Consider the following 1,852-nt stretch of genomic DNA (forward strand, 5'->3'; position numbering starts at 1 on the left):
TCGACCACCACGGCCATGCCATGGGCGCGGGCGGCTTCGCGCAGCGGCGCCAGCACGGCGTCGTCCGCGCCGAGCACGTGGCGGGCCGCCAGGTCGGGCTCATAACCCGTGAGGGACAGCTCGGGAAAGACGAGCAGTTGCACGCCTTCCTGGGCGGCGGCCTGCACCATGGCCAGGTGCGCCTGCACGTTGGCCGGCACATCGCCGGGAATTGAGATCGACTGCGCCGCTGCCACGGTGTACAGCGGTGGGAACACGGGGGGATTCAAGGGGCGGATGGTCCGTGAAGCGGGCGGTGGATGGCAGGCGGCTGGCGGCGAACGATCAGTGGGCCGCGGCACCCACGTGCGCGTCGGGCTTGACCCGGTGCAGCAGCGCGAGCATGGCCGCTTCGATGCGCGCCAGCGCCTCGGGCGTGTGGCCTTCGAAGCGCAGCACCAGCACGGGCGTGGTGTTGCTGGCGCGGATCAGGCCGAAGCCGTCCGGCCAGTCCACGCGCAGGCCGTCAATGGTGTTGATCGTGGCCGGGGCGGCGAAGGTTTCGGCGGCCAGGGCCTGCAGTTCGGCGGTCAGGCGGTGCGGCTCGCCTTCGGCGCACGACACGTTCAGCTCGGGCGTGGAATGGCTGGTGGGCAGGCCGTTGAGCACGGCGCCGGGGTCGCTTTCGCGGCTCAAAATTTCGAGCAGGCGGCAGCCGGCATAGGTGCCGTCGTCAAAGCCGAACCAGCGTTCCTTGAAGAAGATGTGCCCGCTCATCTCGCCGCCCAGGGGCGAGTCGAGTTCCTTCATGCGCGCCTTGATGAGCGAGTGGCCGGTCTTGTACATGACGGGTTGGCCGCCCGCCTCGGTGATGGCGGGGGCCAGGCGCTGGGTGCACTTCACGTCGAAGAGGATGTGGCCGCCGGGCACGCGCGAGAGCACGTCGCGGGCGAACAGCATCATCTGGCGGTCGGGAAAGATGTTCTGGCCGTCCTTGGTGACGATGCCCAGCCGGTCGCCGTCGCCGTCGAAGGCCAGGCCCAGTTCGGCGTCGCTCGACTGCAGCGTGGCGATCAGGTCGCGCAGGTTCTCGGGCTTGCTGGGGTCGGGATGGTGGTTGGGGAAATTGCCGTCCACCTCGGAAAACAGCTCGATCACCTCGCAGCCCAGCGCGCGGAAGATGCCGGGGGCCGAGGCGCCGGCAATGCCGTTGCCGCTGTCCACCACGATCTTCATCGGGCGGGCGAGCTTGACGTCGGAGGTGATGCGCTGCACGTAGGCGGGCAGCACGTCGGCCTGGCGCACGCTGCCGCCTTGGGCCAGCGTCCAGCTTTCTTCTTCCATGGTGCGGCGCAGGGCCTGGATCTCATCGCCGTAGATGGCGCGGCCGGCCAGCACCATCTTGAAGCCGTTGTAGTCCTTGGGGTTGTGGCTGCCGGTGACCTGGATGCCGCTGTGGCACAGGGTGTGGGCGGCAAAGTAGAGCATGGGGGTGGTGGCGGGGCCGATGTCGATGACCTCGATGCCGGCGTCCACCAGCCCGGCGATCAGCGCGGCGGCCAGCGAGGGGCCGGACAGGCGGCCGTCGCGCCCCACGGCCACCACCGTCTGCCCCTCGGCCCGCGCGGCGGTGCCGAAGGCGCGCCCCAGGCCCCGGGCCACTTCGTCGTTCAGGGTGCTCGGCACGATGCCGCGGATGTCGTAGGCCTTGAAGATGGCGGGCGTGGGCTGCACAGGGGGTTCCTTCGCGGTTCGGGAGAAATCGCGGGGCGCGGCGGGCGCATGGTGCGCTGCGGCGCCCCTTCTCGTTGGACGGGGTCGCGGCATTGTAGGCGCGGGGTCGGGCGCCGCCGGGGCCGCGGCGCGTAGGCCG

The 1,852-nt window shown here is 70.6% G+C and carries 2 protein-coding genes; both read right to left on the reverse strand.

Features of this window, described 5'->3' with window-relative positions:
- A partial coding sequence (locus tag AC27IO_RS23685; protein ID WP_498741107.1) for a nitrilase-related carbon-nitrogen hydrolase occupies positions 1-257 on the reverse strand: 257 nt, incomplete at its 3' end.
- A gap of 67 nt (positions 258-324) precedes the next feature.
- Positions 325-1,713, reverse strand: a complete 1,389-nt coding sequence (locus AC27IO_RS23690) for a phosphomannomutase/phosphoglucomutase (RefSeq protein ID WP_498741108.1) — start codon at positions 1,711-1,713, stop codon at positions 325-327.
- Positions 1,714-1,852 lie beyond the last annotated feature (139 nt).

Source organism: Acidovorax sp. KNOB132, assembly GCF_057541515.1.